Source organism: Actinomadura sp. HBU206391, from assembly GCF_014323665.1.
GTDB lineage: Bacteria > Actinomycetota > Actinomycetes > Streptosporangiales > Streptosporangiaceae > Actinomadura_C.
On the sequence record NZ_JABVEB010000580.1, the window covers coordinates 1 to 611 of the forward strand.

Annotated in this window: 1 pseudogene; it reads right to left on the reverse strand. The window is 65.3% G+C overall.

The features are described from left to right. Window positions 1–29: 29 nt before the first annotated feature. Window positions 30–611: pseudogene (locus HKK72_RS39525) on the reverse strand (transposase); the annotation flags it as partial.

Sequence of the window (611 nt, forward strand, 5' to 3'; positions counted from 1 at the left end):
GCGCTACCTGTCAAACCGAATGACACATGTCAGGCCGCGGTTCTGGGCTGCTGGTCCTCGGTGGTCTCGATGGTGGCGGGCGGTGGTTCGTTGATCCATGCCCTGGTTGGGAGTGGGGGCGGGACGGGCTTGCGGTGGAACCGTTCGGGGTGGGCGGCGTAGGCGGTCTCCAGCACGCGGGCGCGCTCGGCACGGACCTGTGCGGCCGTGCCGGAATGCACCGAGGCGGGGGTGTGCAGCCCGATTCCCGAATGGCGGTGTTCGTGGTTGTAATAGTCGAAGAAGACCTCGCAGAACGCGCGGGCGTCGGTGATCGACCCGAACCGTTCCGGGAACGCCGGGCAGTACTTCAAGGTCTTGAATTGCGCCTCCGAGTACGGGTTGTCGTTGGATACTCTCGGCCGTGAATGCGACTGGTCGATTCGCAGTTCGGCCAGGAACTGGGTGACGTTCTTCGACGTCATCGCCGTACCACGATCGGCATGAATCGTACGGGGAGTAGATGCCTTTGATCGGTCCTTTCAGGCGGGTGATGTCCCAGGTCCACACCTGCCCGCGGCCCTGCGCGAGGAGTTCGGGCCGTACCCGGGGTGGGTGGGTGGCCTGGCGGC